The 16,743-nt window shown below is 67.1% G+C and carries 13 protein-coding genes; 8 read left to right on the plus strand and 5 right to left on the minus strand.

What is annotated here, in order from left to right:
- Window positions 1–52: 52 nt before the first annotated feature.
- From ABE483_RS11195 to ABE483_RS11225, 7 genes are all read left to right on the plus strand, one after another.
- The gene (locus tag ABE483_RS11195) at window positions 53–1,378 is read left to right on the plus strand and encodes an acetylglutamate kinase (RefSeq protein WP_313212351.1); all 1,326 of its coding nucleotides are present in this window, start codon (window positions 53–55) and stop codon (window positions 1,376–1,378) included.
- A 5-nt stretch (window positions 1,379–1,383) separates the two neighbouring features.
- Window positions 1,384–1,983 (plus strand): GNAT family protein, encoded by a 600-nt coding sequence (locus ABE483_RS11200; protein ID WP_259261505.1) that lies wholly within the window; start codon window positions 1,384–1,386, stop codon window positions 1,981–1,983.
- A complete protein-coding gene (gene argC, locus ABE483_RS11205) occupies window positions 1,980–2,933 on the plus strand; it encodes an N-acetyl-gamma-glutamyl-phosphate reductase (protein ID WP_346481715.1) in 954 nt (317 codons plus the stop codon). The genes ABE483_RS11200 and argC overlap by 4 nt, the downstream gene beginning before the upstream one ends.
- 75 nt (window positions 2,934–3,008) lie before the next feature.
- Window positions 3,009–4,304: an argininosuccinate lyase gene (gene argH, locus ABE483_RS11210; RefSeq protein WP_293981763.1), complete on the plus strand. Its 1,296-nt coding sequence runs from the start codon at window positions 3,009–3,011 to the stop codon at window positions 4,302–4,304.
- Between the two features lie 69 nt (window positions 4,305–4,373).
- The gene (locus tag ABE483_RS11215) at window positions 4,374–4,634 is read left to right on the plus strand and encodes a YciI family protein (protein ID WP_313218896.1); all 261 of its coding nucleotides are present in this window, start codon (window positions 4,374–4,376) and stop codon (window positions 4,632–4,634) included.
- Window positions 4,635–4,647: 13 nt separating this feature from the next.
- Entirely contained in the window at window positions 4,648–5,796 is a 1,149-nt protein-coding gene (gene proB, locus ABE483_RS11220) for a glutamate 5-kinase (protein ID WP_121038175.1), read from the plus strand.
- Window positions 5,797–5,911: 115 nt separating this feature from the next.
- Window positions 5,912–7,174 carry a glutamate-5-semialdehyde dehydrogenase gene (locus tag ABE483_RS11225; RefSeq protein WP_346481716.1) on the plus strand — a complete coding sequence of 421 codons (1,263 nt, stop codon included), beginning with the start codon at window positions 5,912–5,914 and terminating at the stop codon, window positions 7,172–7,174.
- 96 nt (window positions 7,175–7,270) lie between these two features.
- Here the strand turns inward: ABE483_RS11225 and pgaD are convergent, their stop codons facing one another.
- The 5 genes from pgaD to ABE483_RS11250 all read right to left on the minus strand — a co-directional run bounded on the left by pgaD (window position 7,271) and on the right by ABE483_RS11250 (window position 14,504).
- A complete protein-coding gene (gene pgaD / locus ABE483_RS11230; protein WP_346481717.1) occupies window positions 7,271–7,756 on the minus strand; it encodes a poly-beta-1,6-N-acetyl-D-glucosamine biosynthesis protein PgaD in 486 nt (161 codons plus the stop codon).
- Window positions 7,753–9,000: a poly-beta-1,6-N-acetyl-D-glucosamine synthase gene (gene pgaC, locus ABE483_RS11235; protein ID WP_313212276.1), complete on the minus strand. Its 1,248-nt coding sequence runs from the start codon at window positions 8,998–9,000 to the stop codon at window positions 7,753–7,755. The genes pgaD and pgaC overlap by 4 nt, the downstream gene beginning before the upstream one ends.
- A gap of 7 nt (window positions 9,001–9,007) precedes the next feature.
- Window positions 9,008–10,903: a poly-beta-1,6-N-acetyl-D-glucosamine N-deacetylase PgaB gene (pgaB, locus tag ABE483_RS11240; protein WP_346481718.1), complete on the minus strand. Its 1,896-nt coding sequence runs from the start codon at window positions 10,901–10,903 to the stop codon at window positions 9,008–9,010.
- 10 nt (window positions 10,904–10,913) lie between these two features.
- Window positions 10,914–12,947: a poly-beta-1,6 N-acetyl-D-glucosamine export porin PgaA gene (gene pgaA / locus ABE483_RS11245; RefSeq protein ID WP_346481719.1), complete on the minus strand. Its 2,034-nt coding sequence runs from the start codon at window positions 12,945–12,947 to the stop codon at window positions 10,914–10,916.
- A gap of 345 nt (window positions 12,948–13,292) precedes the next feature.
- A complete protein-coding gene (locus tag ABE483_RS11250; protein WP_070470219.1) occupies window positions 13,293–14,504 on the minus strand; it encodes an MFS transporter in 1,212 nt (403 codons plus the stop codon).
- A 466-nt stretch (window positions 14,505–14,970) separates the two neighbouring features.
- On the opposite strand from ABE483_RS11250, the gene ABE483_RS11255 reads away from it, so the two are divergent.
- On the plus strand, window positions 14,971–16,719 hold the full coding sequence (locus ABE483_RS11255) for a ShlB/FhaC/HecB family hemolysin secretion/activation protein (protein WP_346481720.1): 1,749 nt from the start codon (window positions 14,971–14,973) through the stop codon (window positions 16,717–16,719).
- Window positions 16,720–16,743 lie beyond the last annotated feature (24 nt).

A 16,743-nucleotide genomic window follows, 5' to 3' on the forward strand; every position in this document is an offset into this window, starting at 1 on the left:
CCCCACTGACGGAACTCCCATCGCGGCCCCGGCCGCCTGCGACGATATCGAAATGCCTTCTTCCCAGCCCCACCGCCAGACCCGTCAGACCATCGTGCGCCTGCTCTCGAGCATGGCCAGCGCCAAGGAGATCAGCCAGTACCTCAAGCGTTTCTCGCAGCTGGACGCCAAACGCTTCGCCGTGGTCAAAGTCGGCGGCGCGGTGCTGCGCGATGACCTGGAGGCGCTGACCTCCTCACTGTCGTTCCTGCAGGAAGTCGGCCTGACCCCGATCGTGCTGCATGGCGCCGGTCCGCAGTTGGATGCCGAACTGTCGGCGGCCGGCATCGAGAAGCAGACCGTCAACGGCCTGCGCGTGACCTCGGCCGAAGGGCTGGCGATCGTGCGCCGGGTGTTCCAGGCCTCCAATCTGCAACTGGTCGAAGCCCTGCAGCAGAACGGTGCGCGCGCAACCTCGATCACCGGCGGCGTGTTCGAAGCCGAGTATCTGGACCAGGCCACCTACGGCCTGGTCGGTGAGGTCAAGAAGGTCAACCTGGCTCCGATCGAAGCCAGCCTGCGCGCCGGCTCGATCCCGGTGATCACCAGCCTGGGCGAAACCCGCTGCGGGCAGATCCTCAACGTCAACGCCGATTTCGCCGCCAACGAGCTGGTGCAGGAACTGCAGCCGTACAAGATCATCTTCCTGACCGGCACCGGCGGCCTGCTCGACGAAGAGGGCAAGGTGATCGACTCTATCAACCTGTCCACCGAGTACGACCAGCTGATGCAGCAGCCGTGGATCCATGGCGGCATGCGGGTCAAGATCGAACAGATCAAGGACCTTCTGGATCGCCTGCCACTGGAGTCCTCGGTGTCGATCACGCGCCCGGCGGACCTGGCCAAGGAGCTGTTCACCCACAAGGGTTCGGGCACGCTGGTGCGCAAGGGCGAGAAAGTGCTGCGCGCCACCGCCTGGGACGAACTGGACCTGCCGCGCCTGAAGCAGCTGATCGAATCCAGCTTCGGCCGCACCCTGGTGCCGGACTATTTCCAGAAAACCAAGCTGCTGCGCGCCTATGTGAGCGAGAACTATCGCACCGCGGTGATCCTCACCGACGAGCCCGAAGGCGTCTACCTGGACAAGTTCGCGGTGCTCGACGATGCGCAGGGCGAGGGCCTGGGCCGCGCGGTCTGGAATGTCATGCTGGACGAAACCCCGCAGCTGTTCTGGCGCTCACGCAACGGCAACCCGATCAATCACTTCTACTACGCCGAATCCGATGGCTGCTACAAGCAGGGCCACTGGAAGGTGTTCTGGTTCGGCGCCGATGGCTTCGACCGCATCAAAGCGTACGTCGAGCATTGCGCCGCACGCACCCCCAGCCTGGAGGGCTGAACCTCATGAATCTCGCCGATTGGACCAAGGTCCCCACACTGGCCGGCACACACGCCCGGCTGGAGCCGCTGCAGATGGCGCATATCGATGGCCTGCGCGGTGCACTGGGGGATGGCACCTTGTCCAAGCTCTGGTACACCCAGGTGCCCAGTGCGAAGACCATGACCGCCTACGTCCAGGCCGCGCTGCAGGCGCAGGCGGAGGGCAAGGTGTTGCCGTTCGCGGTCCTCAACGAGGCCGATGAAGTGGTCGGCACCACCCGCTACTACGATCTGGACGCCGAGGTGCCGCGCCTGAGCATCGGCTACACCTGGTACGGCGAGGCCGCCCAGCGCACCGGCATCAATACCGAAACCAAGCTGATGCTGCTCACACATGCCTTCGAGCGGCTGGAATGCCTGAGCGTGGTGTTCGAGACCAGCTGGTTCAACCTCACCTCGCGCACCGCGATCGCGCGGTTGGGGGCCAAGCAGGACGGCGTGCTGCGCAACCACAAACGCCACCCGGATGGCACCCCGCGCGACACCGTCATCTTCTCCATCATCGATGCGGAATGGCAGGGGGTGAAACGCCACCTGCAGCACCGCCTGGACGCACACGCATGAGCACCAAGACCTTCACCGTCGGCATCGTCGGCGCCCGCGGGCACACCGGCGCCGAGCTGATCAAGCTGATCGCCGCCCACCCGCACCTGCAGCTGGGCTTCGTGTCTTCGCGCGAACTGGCCGGCCAGCGCGTGAGCGATCACCACAGCGACTGGCACGGTGAACTGCAGTTCGAGAACCTCGACGCCGACGCTGTCGCCGCCAAGGGCATGGATGCGGTGATCCTGGCACTGCCCAATGGCCTGTCTGCGCCGTTCGTCACCGCGCTGGACGCGGCCAGGCCGGACACGGTGATCGTCGATCTGTCGGCCGATCACCGCTTCGAGCCGAGCTGGTATTACGGCCTGCCGGAGCTGACCCGGGGCGACTACCTGGGCCAGAAGCACTTCAGCAATCCGGGCTGCTACGCCACCGCGATGCAGCTGGCGATCAGCCCGCTGCTGCAGCAGCTGGCCGGCCCGCCGCAGTGTTTTGGTGTCTCCGGCTACTCCGGCGCGGGCACGACGCCCTCGGACAAGAACAATCCGGAACTGCTGCGTGACAACCTCATGCCGTATGCGCTGACCAACCATGTGCACGAGCGCGAAGTCACTGCGCACCTGCGCGTGCCGGTCGAGTTCATGCCGCATGTGGCGCCGCACTTCCGCGGCATCACCATGACCGTGAACCTGTGGCTCAACACGGTGGTCAAGCGCGAGGACGTGATCGCGCTCTATCAGAAGTACTACGCCAACGAAGCGTTGATCGACGTGATCGACGAAGCGCCCTGGGTAAGCCAGATTGCGGGCCGGCACGGCGTGCAGATCGGCGGCTTCGACGTGGCCCCGGGCGGCAAGCGCGTGGTGGTGGTGGCCACCCTGGACAACCTCCTCAAGGGCGCGGCCACCCAGGCGATGCAGAACCTCAACCTGGCACTGGGCCTGGACGAACTGGCCTCGATCCCGCACTGAATTCCCACGGCGCCGCGCGGCCCCCTGCGCGCGCCCTGACAACCCGGCGGAGCGAATCCGCCTACGGAGCAAGACATGGCAGACCTTCTGTGGCAGAAGCCCGGCGTGGCGGTAGACGCCAAGATCCAGACCTTCCTGGCCGGCGATGATGTGATCCTGGACCGCGAGTTCTTCCTGTACGACGTGGCAGCCAGCAAGGCGCATGCGCAGGGCCTGGAGAACATCGGCATTCTCGGCAACGACGAACGCGTCGGCCTGCAGCGCGAGCTGGATGTGCTGGCCGAGGATTTCCGCAGTGGTGCGTTCGTGCTGGATGAGCGCTTCGAAGATTGCCACTCGGCGATCGAAGCGCGCCTGACCGAGCGCCTCGGCGATGCCGGTCGCAAGATCCACACCGGGCGCAGCCGCAACGACCAGATCCTGGTGGCGACCCGGTTGTGGCTGAAGGACAAGCTGCTGCGCGTGGCCGAGCTGAGCCGCGAGATCGCCAAGGTGGCGCTGGATCGTGCCGAGGCCGAAAAAGACCTGCCGGTGCCGGGCTATACCCACATCCAGCGCGCCGTCGTGTCCTCGGCGGGCATGTGGTGGGCCGGCTGGGCCGAAGCCTTCATCGACAACGCGATCCGCGCGCACGACACCTTCAACCTGGTCGACGCCAATCCGCTCGGCACGGCCGCCGGTTATGGCGTGAACCTGCCGCTGGACCGCGCGCACACCACCGAGGCACTCGGTTTCGCGCGGATGCAGATCTCGCCGATCTATGCCCAGCTGTCGCGCGGGAAGTTCGAGCTGGCCGCCCTGGAAGCGCTTGGCGGCGCCACGCTGGATCTGCGCCGCATCGCCTGGGACCTGTCGCTGTTCACCAGCGGCGAGTTCGGCTTTGTCGCGCTGCCGGCGCAGTACACCACCGGCAGTTCGATCATGCCCAACAAACGCAACCCGGACGTGATCGAACTGATGCGGGCCACCCACGCCAGCGTGGCCGCGGCCCGCACCGAGATCGAGCAGCTGCTGTCGCTGCCGTCGGGCTATCACCGCGATCTGCAGAGCAGCAAGGGCGCGATCTTCCATGGCTTCGGCCGCGGTCTGGCCGCGCTGGAACTGCTGCCGGCGCTGCTGGCCAACCTGGAATGGCGCGACGACAAGCTGCGTGCGGCGATCGATTCGGGCATGTACGCCACCGATGTCGCCGTGGAAGCGGCGGTGGCCGGTGTGCCGTTCCGCGAGGCCTACAAGGCCGCCGCCGCGGCGGCGGATACGGCCGGGCAGGGGCGGACCCCCGAAGGTAGCCTGGCCGCGCGCGTGTCGCCCGGCGCGGCCGCCGACCTGCGGCTGGATGAGCTGCGCGCCCGCTGGGCCGCACTGGTGTGATCACGACGGCGGCCGCAAGGCCGCCGTTTTTGTAACGTCTTGCCGGGCGCGCCCGGGAAAAGGACTCACATGAAAATCTGTTATCTGGTGATGGTCACCCGCACGCCGGACTTCCGCGATGAGGTCGGTGCCGAGCACGTGCGCTTTCTCGATGAGGTGCGGGCCCGCGGGCAGCTGCTGCTGACCGGTGGCTTCACCGACAAGAGCGGTGGCGCCTACGTCCTGCAGGACATCGCCGATCTGGCCGCTGCACAGGCGCTGGTCGACACCGATCCGCTGCTGGTGCAGGGCAGTGCCACCGCCCGTATCCACGAATGGAGTACGCGCTGAGCGCACCGACCCCATGAACCAGTCCGTGCCTTCGCCGTTCACCGAACAAGCCGTTCCGCAGTGGAAACGCGCCGTCCTCAAAGTGGGCAGCAGCCTGCTGGCGGCCGATGGCGGCGGCCTCTCGCCCCGCCACGCACTGGGGCTGGCCCAGTTCGTCTCGGCCAATGTCCTGGCCGGGCGTGAAGTGGTGATCGTGTCCTCCGGCGCGGTTGCCGCGGGTCGGGCGATCGTGCCGCGCGCGCTGGAAGCCGGGGCGGCGATGGCCGCACGGCAGGCACTGGCGGCGCTGGGCCAGGCGCAGTTGATCGGGCTGTGGCAGCGCTTCTTCGAACGCCCGGTGGCGCAGGTGCTGCTGACCCATGACGACCTGCGCAACCGTCGCCGCTATCTCAATGCCCGCGCCACGCTCAACGAACTGCTGCGGCTGGGCGCGCTGCCGGTGGTCAACGAGAACGACACCGTTTCGGTGGATGAGCTCAAGCTCGGCGACAACGACAATCTGGCTGCGACCGTCGCTGCGCTGATCGACGCCGACGTGCTGTTCATCGCCACCGACATCGACGGCCTGTACAGCGCCGATCCGCGGCGTGATCCACAGGCACGGCCAATCCACGATGTGCCCGAGCTGACCGTCGAGGTGCTGGCGATGGCCGGGGGGGCCGGCAGCGGCGCGGGCACCGGCGGCATGCATACCAAGCTGGAGGCCGCGGCCAAGGCCGGGCGTGTCGGCATCGAGACCTGCCTGTTCAACGGGCGCAGCGCCGAGGTGGTGCGCGCGCTCAGCCAAGGCCGCCTCTTCGGCACCCGCATCCACGCCGCGCAGACCCGCGTGGCCGCGCGCAAGTACTGGCTGCGGCACGCGCCGCTGGAACCGGGCGCGATCCTGGTCGATACCGGTGCGGCCGATGCGCTGCGTGGCAAGGGCGCCTCGCTGCTGCCCGGCGGCGTGGTCGGCGCGGAAGGGGACTTCCGACGCGGTGACATGGTCGAGATCCGGCAACGCACCGAGGCCGGCGAGGTCTGCCTGGCCCGTGGTGTCAGCCAGTACTCGGCCAGCGACATCCGCCGCGTCGCCGGTCGCCACTCGCGCGACATCGAAAGCGTGCTCGGCTACAACTACGGTGGCAACGTCATCCACCGTGACGATCTGGTGTTGCTGTAAAGCGTAAGAACATCCACGGGAGAGCCACGCCATGCGTGGCTGCGCAGCCTGGGCCGTTCGACCTCCCCCAGCCACGCATGGCGTGGCTCTACCGTGTTTTTTCAAGGATATTGAGATGGTCGCCAGTTCCACTACCGACATCCGCACCCAGGCGCTGGCCTGCCGCGAGGCTGCCCAGCAACTTGCTCAGCTGTCCTCCGCCGCCAAGGCCGATCTGCTCGAAGCGATGGCCGCGGCGCTGGACGCGGATACCGATGCGATTCTCGCCGCCAACGCACGCGACCTGGCCGCCGCCACGGAGAAGGGCGTCGGCACGGCGATGCTGGATCGCCTGGCCTTGAACCCACAGCGCCTGGCCGGTATCGCCGCCGCGCTGCGCGAGGTCGCCGCGTTGCCCGATCCCGTCGGGCAGGTCACCCGCGATGACGTGCGCCCGAATGGCATCCGCGTGCAGAAGGTGCGCGTGCCGCTGGGCGTGATCGCGATGATCTACGAAGCGCGCCCGAACGTGACCGCCGATGCGGCGGCGCTGTGCATCAAGGCCGGCAACGGCGTGATCCTGCGCGGTGGCTCGGAGGCGATCCAGTCCAATGCCGCGATTGCCGCGTCGCTCAAGCGGGCGCTGCGCGAGGCCGGCATTGCCGATGCAGCGCTGACGCTGGTCGAGGATCTGCGCCGCGAGACCATGCTGGCGCTGCTGCAGCTCAACGACCTGATCGACCTGGCGATTCCGCGCGGCGGGGAAGGGCTGATCCGGTTCGTGGCCGAGCATGCCCGCGTACCGGTGATCAAGCATTACAAAGGCGTCTGCCATCTGTACGTGGACCGCGCCGCCGATCCTGCGCTGGCGCTGCGCCTGCTGGTGGACGGCAAGTGCAGCCGGCCGTCGGCCTGCAACTCGCTGGAGACGCTGCTGGTGCATGCCGACCTCGCGCCGACCTTCCTGCCCTTGGCGGCGAAGGCGCTGGCCGAACGTGGTGTGCAGCTACGCGCCGATGCGGTGGCACGCCAGTGGCTGCCCGATGCTGACGCGGCCAGCGAGGACGATTACGCCGCCGAGTATCTGGATCTGATCATCGCCGTGCGCGTGGTGGATGACCTGGACACCGCCCTGGCGCATATCCAGCAGTACAGCTCGGACCATACCGAAGTGATCGCCACCGAGGACGCGGTCGCCGCCGAACGCTTCGTGCACGCGTTGCGTTCGGCGGTGGTGATGGTCAACGCCTCCTCGCGCTTCTCCGATGGTGGCGAGCTCGGCCTGGGTGCGGAGATCGGCATCTCCACCACTCGCCTGCACGCCTATGGCCCGATGGGGCTGGAAGCGCTCACCGTGGAGCGCTTCGTCGTCCGCGGCGAAGGCCAGACGCGCGCGTGACCCGGTAGAGCCGGCCGCTGGCCGGCTCCTTCCCATCGTGGCAACCCGTGGAGCCGGCCAGCGGCCGGCACTACCGGTCTGGCAACACCCGCGCGATTACCTGTACGCGCCCGCCAATGCCTGCGCGGTGACCCGTACCGGCCGCGCGTGCTCATCCATGTGCAGGGTCACCGACTTGCCATCGGCCAGCGACGCGGCCACTGAGGCACTCGCGCCGAGGTCGTGCGCGATCTCGGCGCGGGTCACATCGTCATGCGGCAGCCGACGTTCCTTGCCCGTGAAGCGCATGCGGTTGTACTCGGCCCAGGCGATCAGCAGCGCCGCGCAGCAGAGCAGCATCACCGGCAGCGCGATCACCACGAACGGATCCACCGTCTGCTTCTGTTCGTACAGCTGCGCCCAGGCCATCCGCCCGCCGAGCAGCCAGGAGATCAGCGTCACCAACGGTGCCCACAGGTAGAAGTAGAACGCCCAGAAGGCGATGGTCACAAAGCCCCAGGCAGTACGCTGCAGGCGTGGCTGCTGGCGCGGTTTCTGGATCAGCCGCGAGTCGAAGCGGCGGGTGGATTTGACAGTGTTCATCGGATACCCCGGTCAGGACTGACCCAGACCGCGCGCTTGCCACGACGCTTGAAGATCGTCTTGGGGAACGCTACCAGGGTCGTGAACAGACTGATGAGCCAGTACGCCATCGGGTACCAGATCACCCAGAAGTAATTACGTCCAATATGCGTTTCGTAACGGCGGTCGATGATCAGGCTGCTGGCGAACTGCAGCAGGCAGACCAGCGCCAGGATCACGCCATGCCACTGCGGCAGCAGCGTGGCGATGTACAGCTCGGGCGGCAGTGTCATGAATTTGCCCAGTGCCCACAGCACGATGATGGCCAGCATCGTGTACGCCCACAGCACGCTGAGGATGTACTCCAGCAGCACGCCCCACATGCGGCGCTTGCGCCAATGGAACAGCGAGCCACCGTGCCGCAGCAGCACTTCCACGCCCCCTTGGGCCCAGCGCAGGCGCTGCCGCCACAGCCCCTTCAGCGTTTCCGGCATCAGGATGAAGCACAGCGCATTGGGCTCGTAGCGGATGTCCCAATGATCCATCTGCAGGCGCCAGCTGATGTCGATGTCCTCGGTGACCATGTCGTCGGACCAGTACCCGATCCGATGCAGCGCAGTACGGCGGAACGCGGCGATCACCCCGGAGATGGTGAAGATGCGCCCATACACCCGCTGCGCGCGCTTGATCATGCCGATGATCGAAGAGAACTCGGCGACCTGCAGCCGGCCCAGCAGGGTGGAACGGTTGCGGATGCGCGGGTTGCCGGTGACCGCGCCCACGCGCGGGCCTGAGGTGAGGTGCCAGACCATCCAGTGGGTGGCGTACTCCTCCAGCATCGCATCGCCATCGATGCACACCAGGAACTCCGAGCGTGCCGCCAGCGCGCCCATGCGCAGCGCATTGGCCTTGCCCAGGTTGCGGTCCAGATGCACCACGCGCAGGCGTGGGTGCAGGGCGGCCAGGGCATCCAGCCGTGCCCCGGTATCGTCGCTGCTGCCATCGTTGATGGCGATGACTTCGAAGTCCGGGTAGTTCTGCTTCAGCGCCGAACCGAGGGTGTCTTCCAGGTTCTCCGCTTCGTTGTGGCACGGGATCAGGATCGACGCGAACGGATACTCAGCCATCGGCGGCGGATCATCGCGGTCGCGTGCCTTGCGTTCGCGCCGGAAGAAGTAATACAGGCCGCCGGACATCCAGAAGAACGCCATCACCATCGGGTAGAAGAAGGCGAACTGGAACAAGGTGTAGAGAAGAGGATGCATGGCGACCTCACTTTTCCTCGTACGGGAAGCTGCGGGCCGACATGGCCGCGCGCGCGTCATACGTGGAGGGACGTCCGGCGATGAAGTCATCCGGATACCAGGCGAAATGACGCACGCCCTGCGCCTGTAGACGGCGGATCTGCGCGCGCAGGCGGTCGCCGGGGATCGGCTTGCCGGTGCGCCAGTCCAGCGTCTGCAGCTCGAACATCGTCTGCGACAACTGCGGATCGTGCTGCTTCACTGCCACCACCAGCCGGTCCAGCCAGCGTTCCGGGCTGCGGCTGCCTTCCATCCACGGCATCGCCATCAGGGCGGTGTGGTCGTAGGCCTTGTTGAACAGGTCCAGACGCTGGGCGAACCAGCTCGCGCTCTGCGGTTCCAGCACGGGCTGGGCATACAGGTTACGCACGGTGCCCAGCTTCGGCCGCCAGCGCTGCGCCGCGGTGCGCAGCTCCAGGGTGAAGTCGATCAGCGCCTGGGTGCGTGCACCGTCATCGTCTTCGGGCGGCAACTGGGTCAGCTCGGTGTCGCGCAGGTAGGCGTCATCGTGGAAGAGCAGGCCCTCGAAGTAGGCGTTGATCGCCAGGTCTTCGTAGATGTCATCGATGATCCTGCGGACCTGCGGCCGGGTGAAGTCCAGCCGGAAGATGCCGTCGCTTTCCGGGCTCTCGATGGCCAGCGCCTTGCGGATGGCCGGGTCCTTGAGCTCGTAGCCCAGCACCGGCAGCCACGCGAACACCTTCACCCCGGCGCGCGTCTTGAGCTGCCACGCCACCCGGTTGAACAGGTCCGCACGCATCGGCAGATGGCGGTTGGGGAAGTACAGCGCGTCGGCCGAGCCGTTGCCGTCCGGATCGGCGAAGGCCTGCAGGAAGACGTGGGTGGGGCCGATCTTCTTGACCCGCTCGATCAGCGCATCCAGGTTCTTGGCCAGCTGCACCGGGTCGGCATCGTAGACCGCATCCAGGTCGATCTGCAGCGCCCGCATGCCATCGCGCTCGACATCGCGGCGCAGCTCGTAGGCCAGCTGCACCACGGTCGGGTTGTTGGTCACCAGCAGGCGCGCCAGGCCATGAAGATCACGCTTGACCGGCGTGCTGCGGCCTTCCAGATCGAACGAGACCGGCATGCCCAGCTGCTCGGCGATGTCGTTGCTCAGCGCGTTGTAGGCGGCGTACGGCCACACGATCGCCTTGGGGCTGACGCCGACATTGCGCTGGATGCGCTCCACGCTGCGGCCCAGATCGGCGCGCAGGCGGGCCTCGTACTCGCCTGCGGTTTCATAGGTCTTGCGGGCAGGATCGTAGATGCGCGTGATCACCGCCGGCGTCGAGTTGCCCTGTGGGTTGGACTGTACGCCGTGGTGCAGGTTGTCGGTATGGCTGGCCAGTTCGATCAGTCCGCTTTTCTGCATCTCACGCAGCTGCGCCCAGGTGAGGAAATCCTCGCGGGTGAACGGGCGGTAGCCGTAATCGATCTGGCGCCCGGCCGGCATATCCACGTAGTCGGTGATCACCGCCACCAGCGCCGGATAGTTGTAGGCGCGCAGCAACGGAAACACCTTGCTGTACACGCTGTGCAGGCCATCATCGAAGGTAAGCAGCACCGGCTTGGGCGGCAGCGGCGTGCCGCCCTGCGAGGCGGTGATCAGCTGCGACAGCGAGACCGGGTGATACCCGTGGGCCGACAGCCAGTCCAGATGCGCGGCGAAGTTCTGCGTGCTGACGGCATAGGCATCCGGGTCGCCGCGTTCGGCCACCTCGTCGCGGATGTCGTGGTAGCTGAGCACCAGCAGCCCGTTGTCGGCCGCATCAAGTACGGCCGGCGGTTGCTGTGCCTGGGCCGGCAGGACCACGGTGAGCAGGGCCAGCAACAGCCAGTGGGTCCAACGCTTCAAGTCCATGTGCTGCATGTCATTCTCCCCACCGCAGGCCGGCATCCAGGCCGATATGTCGTTCACGCTGTCCGTCATAGACCGGTCGCGACCAGCGGATGCCGTACTCGAAAATGCGGCCTTCGCCGAGCTGCCACTCGTGGCGGTACTCGGCCGAAGGCACGATCGCGCTGCCATAGCCCCGCTGCCAGTACTGCCCCACCGAGACCGTCAGGCGATGGCGGAAGTGGCGTTCGTAGTGACGCCACAGTTGTTGGTCCACGCGCAGCCCGATCTCCACCGAGTGGTCCTCGGATGGGTTGAAGTAGGGCACGTCGTCGCGGCTGCCGCGGCTGGCGTACAGGCTGCCCAGGCCATCCACGAACACGGTCGGCCGGGTCATCAGGCGTTGTTCGATGGCGGTGCTGACGGTATCGCGGCGATTACCGTCGTCGTAGCGGAACTGACTGGCGCCCAGGCTCCAGTGAGTACGTTCATCGCGGCGATAGTCGGCTGCCAGCGCAATGCTGTCGGCGGTGATGCCTGAGACGCGCGCCTGCATCGAGGCATCCGGGTCATTGCGTGCGGCGGTGATGCCGGCATGCCATTGATCGCTGAACTGCCAGCCGAACCCGGCACTGAGGCCGGTATCGCCGATGTGGTCGTTGGCGCGGTTGACGAAGGCTTCGGCATCGGCACGCCCGTAGCGGTAACGGGTGCCCACGCCGATCCGCAGCGGGTCGATGGTCTGGTCCTGGAAATCCACACTGCGCCGATCGGCGAACGCGACCAGGCGCCAGCGGTCGTCCAGCACCGGCGACTGCACTTCAACGCCGTAGCGGCCGTCATCGTTGCCCAGCGGTGACGCACCGCCACCGCCGGAGCTGCGCCCGCCTTCGGCGTAGGCATGCCACTGCCAGCCACGGTGCGCGCGCCAGCTGCGGTCCATGCGCTGCACGGAGGGCTGGTTGGGGTAGGCAGCGAGCAGCGTGTCGTGGATGGGGCGCGCGAGGTCATCGCGCTGCACCTGCACGTAGGCGTCGTACTGGCCCAGCCGCGCCGGTACGTCGCGCGGGTCCAGCGTGTTGGCCATGCTGTAGCGCTCCAGCGCCCGCCGTGGCCAGCCACGCATCAGGTAGATGTTGCCCAGCGAGGATTGCGAGCCGGTATTGCCTGGCCCGATCTCGACCATCTTCTCCAGATCGCGCTGCGCAGTGGGCAGGTCGCCACTGTAGGCACGCACCATGGCCAGGTTGAGGTCGGCCTCGTAGCGCGGCCAGTTCGGATAGGGTGCCTTGGCACCGTTGGCCCAGCGCCACGCGGGCTCATCGGCCTGCCACTTCTTCAGCAGGGCGATCGCGGTGTCGGCCTGCTCGTCCTCCAGATACGCATAGGCCAGTTCCGAACGCGCCTGCGGCAGCGACGGGTCAGCCTTGAGTGCGGCTTCCAGCACCGGGATCGCCTCGGCCGGATGCTGCGTGGCCATCAGCGAATCGCCGACGGCGGCCAGCAGATAGTTCGGCACCGGGTGGCCCTCGGCGAGCAGCGTGCGGTACTCCTCGCGAACCTGCGCATGGCGGCCCAGCCGGTTGAGCAGGATCAGCCGGTCATGGCGGATCCGCAGCGGCGCCTGCTGCACGGTGGTGCCATCGCGTTCGAGGTACTGCTGCATCTGCACCAGCGCGGCATCGGCTTCATCCAGGCGGGTGTCCTCGCTGGGGCCATACGCCAGGCTCCAGCCCACCAGCTTGGCCAGATAATTGCCTTCCAGCCGTTCTTTCTGTGCCGCATCGAACAGGGTGGGGCGCGCCAGGTACAGCTGCCAGGCGCGGTGCGCGTTGCCGATGTCCGCCAAGGTCAGCACCTGCAGGCGATACAGCAATGCGTCGTCGGGCGACTGCACCCGTGCCCGCTCGATCGCCGCCAGTGCATCCAGCCATTGGGCATGGTCCCGGAACTGGCCGATCTCGGCCAATGCGTTGTCCCGCGCAGTGGCTGCAGCCGCCGGAGCGGAAAAAGCGAGTGTCGCGCATGCCAGGCCGACGCAGAGCGCCAGCGGCCGATGGTCGTACATGGAACCCCCCTTGGAGCATCCTTTCAAAGGTGTGTTGCGTCAAAAGTGTGACGCACATCACATGCCAATCGTGCCTGACTGCGCAGTTGTTGCCAAATCGTTAAGACGCGGGTACGACCCATCAGCCCCCGGGTGGAACCCGGAGGGGAGGGGCAAGTCATTGAATCGCTACAGATTCAGGCCATGTCGCAGCCAAGGACGGCGCACTCCATCGCGATGAAGCTGTTCAGCCGGCTGGCGACGCCAGAGGCTCCGAACGCTGCCCGGTGCAGCCCACCGGGTCAGTTAGCGACACGCTACGTCAGCAGTTGCGCACAACGCGTGTAGATGGACGCGGCGGGGCGCCTACCACTGGTCTTCGAGCTTCTGCGGTTTGCAGGCGACCCACGAGGCGCACAACAGCACCACCGCGCACAGGACCAGGAAGCCGAACGGCAGGTGCCAGCCGCCGCTGACCGCGTGCAGCCAGCCGAACAGGAACGGGCCCAGGCAGCTGAAGGCATAGCCCACGCCCTGCATGAAGCCGGACAACGCGGCCGAACCGGCGGGGGTGCGGGTCCGCAGGTTGATCAGGGTCAGGGCCAGCGGGAACGTGGACGGCCCGATGCCGAGCAGCACCGCCCACAGCCACGGGGCCTTCATCGGGGCGAACAACAGGCCGGCGAAGGCGATCAGGAACGCGCTGAAGCCGATCAACACCAGCCCGAAGGGATTGCGCAGGCGCACGGCCAGGGCCGGCATGGTCAGCGATGGCAGCAGGCCGCAGGCCGCGAAGATCGCCACCATGATGCCGCCGAACGCCGGTGTTGCACCGGCCTCGACCACGATCCGCGGCAGCCAGGTGAACATCGAATAGGTCATCAACGAGGTCATGCCGAACATCAGGGTCATGCCCCACGCCAGCGGCGTCTTCCAGACCTTGCCGTGCGGCGCGCTGGAGGGATCGTTGGCGGCGCTGATCGTGTCCGGGTGCGGACGTGCGCGCGAGAGCATCAGCCACGGCAGTGCCGCAGCCAGCGACATCAGCGCCCAGATGCCCAGCGATACGCGCCAGCCCGCCTGCTGCGCGACCGGCACCGCCAACAGGGCCGGCATCATAGTGCCGATCTGCAGCACCGTGATGTAGAGCGTGCTCATGGTGCCCACGCGGTTGGCGAAGTAACGCTTCACCAGCGGTGGCACCACCACGTTGCCGATGCCCATACCCGCCAGCGCCACCACCGAGCCGAACAGCAGGCTGCCCACGCCGCCGGCCATCGAGCGCAGCAGCAGGCCCACGGTGGCCAGGCTCATCGCCAGCAGCGCGGTGCGCTCCAGGCCCAGGCGACGCGCGACGGCCGGGGTGGTCACCCCGAACAACGCGAAGGCCGCCGTCGGCAGCATGCCGAGTACGCCCGTCATGGTGGTGCCGAAGCCGAAGGTCTGGCCGAGCACATCCAGCAGCGGGGTCAGCGAGGTGACCGCGGTGCGCAGGTTCAACGCGGCCAGCAGGATCGCAGCGAAGGCGAGAAGGCGCCCGTGCAGCAGGGACTGGGACGGTGGGGTGGGGTGAGTCATCAGCATGTTTCCTGACAGGTGGCGCACCGCGGCCATGCGGGCGCGCGGGTGCAACGGCAGAGACCGGCCAGTGGCCGGCGTCTGCGGGGTAGGGGACTGGCCGCCGCCGAAGGCGGGGCCAGGACCGGCCATTGTACGGGTTAGACCCCGGCTGGTCGCGCGGGGTGGGGCGCGGTGGTGCGGCTCGGAGGCGAGGGGACCGGCCACGGGCACGATGCCCCGCCGCGCGTCGTGCTACGTGTGAAAACGCCTTCACAACAAGGGCCAGGCGGTCCCGTTCCATGTGCGCTGCGTCAAAAAAATGACTATTTAGGAAAATTCCTACAAGCGAGCGGGTGGTTGCCCTACCGGAAGGGTGGGGTTTTTGACGGTTCTCATGTCGCGAATAGCTCTTAAATTGGCGGGCCTCCATAGGGGCGGTCTATAGCGAACGATGGTTCGTGCCAGCCCACGTTCGAGATCCTGCATGCCAAACAACGTACTACCCACCCCGGCTCGCGCCGGTTCCCATGGCGCTTCCCGGCGCACCCTCCTTCTGGCCCCGCTGGCGGCCGCGCTGGCCCTGGTCTATCTGCCGGCCAGTGCCCAGCAGCTGCCCGCCCCGGATCAGGAGCTGCTCCGCCAGCAGGAGCGCGAACGCGCCCTGCGCGAGCAGCTTGAAACCCGGCCCGATGCACGTCTGCAGGACGCGCCGGTGGCCGCACCGGAGCGGCTGCCCCAGGACGAAGCACCCTGCTTCGTGATCGACCGCATCACCCTGGAGGGCGAGCAGGCCGACCGTTTCCAGTGGGCGTTGCCCGCAGCCAACGTCAAAGGCGATCCGGCGCTCGGCCGCTGCCTGGGCACCGCCGGTATCAACGTGGTGATGTCGCGGGTACAGAACGCGATCGTCGAGCGCGGCTTCGTCACCACGCGCGTGTTGGCCCAGCCGCAGGACCTCACCACCGGCACCCTGGCACTGACCGTGGTGCCCGGCACGCTCCGCCAGATCCGTTTCGCCGAGGGCACCCATCGTGACGCCACCCTGTGGAACGCGATCCCGGCACGCAGTGGCGACCTGCTCAACCTGCGCGATATCGAACAGGGGCTGGAGAATTTCAAGCGCGTGCCGACCGCCGAGGCCGACATCCAGATCAGCCCGGCCGAAGGTGACGACGCCGCACCTGGCCAGAGTGACCTGGTGGTGCAGTGGTCGCAGCAGCGGCTGGTCCGTTTCAACCTCAGCCTGGACGATTCCGGCAGCAAGGCCACCGGCAAGACCCAGGCCGGTGCGACGATGTCGCTGGACCACGCGCTGCGCCAGAACGACCTGTTCTACGTCAACCTCAACCACGACGTGTTCAGTGGCGGCAAGCGCGGTACCAAGGGCTTCACCTTCCACTACTCGATTCCCGTCGGCTACTGGCTGTTCGGCGCGACGCGCAGTGGCTACGAGTACGAGCAGACCGTGGCCGGCAACCAGCAGTCGTATCTCTACAGCGGCGAGAGTTACAACGCCGAAGTGCGCGCCACGCGCCTGCTGTTCCGCAATGCGGACAGCAAGACCAGCATGTACCTGCGTGCGTGGGAGCGCGATTCGCGCAACTTCATCGACGACACCGAAATCCTGGTCCAGCGCCGGCGCATGGGCGGCTGGGAGCTCGGCCTGAACCACCGTCATTTCATCGGCCAGGCCACGCTCGATGGCACCGTCGGCTTCCGCCGCGGCACCGGGGCGTTCGGTTCGATCGCAGCGCCCGAGGAGCTGTTCGGTGAAGCCACCTCGCACCCGAAGATCTACTTCGCCGACGCACAGCTGAGCGTCCCGTTCCAGCTCGGCCAGCAGCGCCTGCGTTACACCGGCAGCTGGCGAGCGCAATGGAACCGTGGCGGGCTGGTGCCGCAGGACCGCTTCGCGATCGGCGGGCGCTACACCGTGCGCGGCTTCGATGGCGAGATGTCCTTGATGGGTGAGCGCGGCTGGCTCATCCGCAACGACATCGGCCTGGCCCTGGGCGGCGGGCAGGAATTCTACGTTGGCGCCGATTACGGCCATGTCGGCGGCAGCGCCACGCAATGGCAGGTAGGCAATGACCTGGCGGGCAGCGTGATCGGCCTGCGCGGGTCGTATCGCGGCCTGTACTGGGACGGCTTCGTCGGCGCCCCGTTGAACAAGCCCTCTGGTTTCCAGAACGCCTATACCGTCACCGGATTCACCCTGAGCTGGTCGTTCTGATTTCAGTGCGGGCGCGTTCGCGCC

This window comes from Stenotrophomonas sp. TWI602 (genome assembly GCF_039674045.1).
Classification (GTDB): domain Bacteria; phylum Pseudomonadota; class Gammaproteobacteria; order Xanthomonadales; family Xanthomonadaceae; genus Stenotrophomonas.

Coding starts and splice junctions, on each gene's coding strand:
- argC (WP_346481715.1), top strand. CDS start 1,980: ATGAGCACCAAGACCTTCACCGTCGGCATCGTCGGCGCCCGCGGGCAC.
- ABE483_RS11195 (WP_313212351.1), top strand. CDS start 53: ATGCCTTCTTCCCAGCCCCACCGCCAGACCCGTCAGACCATCGTGCGC.
- pgaD (WP_346481717.1), bottom strand. CDS start 7,756: ATGAACACTGTCAAATCCACCCGCCGCTTCGACTCGCGGCTGATCCAG.
- ABE483_RS11225 (WP_346481716.1), top strand. CDS start 5,912: ATGGTCGCCAGTTCCACTACCGACATCCGCACCCAGGCGCTGGCCTGC.
- proB (WP_121038175.1), top strand. CDS start 4,648: ATGAACCAGTCCGTGCCTTCGCCGTTCACCGAACAAGCCGTTCCGCAG.
- ABE483_RS11250 (WP_070470219.1), bottom strand. CDS start 14,504: ATGACTCACCCCACCCCACCGTCCCAGTCCCTGCTGCACGGGCGCCTT.
- pgaC (WP_313212276.1), bottom strand. CDS start 9,000: ATGCATCCTCTTCTCTACACCTTGTTCCAGTTCGCCTTCTTCTACCCG.
- ABE483_RS11215 (WP_313218896.1), top strand. CDS start 4,374: ATGAAAATCTGTTATCTGGTGATGGTCACCCGCACGCCGGACTTCCGC.
- ABE483_RS11255 (WP_346481720.1), top strand. CDS start 14,971: ATGCCAAACAACGTACTACCCACCCCGGCTCGCGCCGGTTCCCATGGC.
- ABE483_RS11200 (WP_259261505.1), top strand. CDS start 1,384: ATGAATCTCGCCGATTGGACCAAGGTCCCCACACTGGCCGGCACACAC.
- argH (WP_293981763.1), top strand. CDS start 3,009: ATGGCAGACCTTCTGTGGCAGAAGCCCGGCGTGGCGGTAGACGCCAAG.
- pgaB (WP_346481718.1), bottom strand. CDS start 10,903: ATGGACTTGAAGCGTTGGACCCACTGGCTGTTGCTGGCCCTGCTCACC.
- pgaA (WP_346481719.1), bottom strand. CDS start 12,947: ATGTACGACCATCGGCCGCTGGCGCTCTGCGTCGGCCTGGCATGCGCG.